1 protein-coding gene is annotated in these 378 nt (G+C 75.7%); it reads right to left on the bottom strand.

Going from position 1 to position 378, the window contains the following annotated elements; genetic code table 11:
• On the bottom strand, positions 1-378 hold a 378-nt coding region (locus C2142_RS35285; RefSeq protein WP_194235842.1), incomplete at both ends, for a DUF2797 domain-containing protein.

The raw sequence follows: 378 nt of genomic DNA, 5'->3' as shown, positions 1-378 counted from the left end.
CGTGCTCCCACCAGTGCTCCGTCTTCGTCTTGCCGGTGAACCGCTCGCGGGCCAGCCCGGAGGCGGCGACGGTGAGTTCGGCCCGGCGGACGGCCGGCAACGGCCCCCGGGCGGCGAACGTCCAGGCGAGTGCGCCCTGTTCGAGCAGCCGGTTGGTGCCGCGCTGTTCGGCGGTCAGGCCCACCTTGAGCAGGCCTTCGCCGAACCAGGCGAGGTAGAGCCGGTAGGTGCGGCCGTCGTCGAGGATCTGGTCCCGGGCGAGGGCGAGCCCGCGGTCGACGCTCTGGCAGGCGGGGCACTGGACGGCGCCGCCGTCCGGCTCGATGACGGCGTGGTGCGGGCAGGGCGTGCGCTCGGTGGCCCCGGCCGGCACCCGTG

Source organism: Streptomyces sp. CB01881, assembly GCF_002953255.1.
Classification (GTDB): Bacteria; Actinomycetota; Actinomycetes; order Streptomycetales; family Streptomycetaceae; genus Kitasatospora.
The sequence above is the reverse complement of the archived record's forward strand: the minus strand, read 5'-3'. Positions and strand labels throughout refer to the sequence as shown.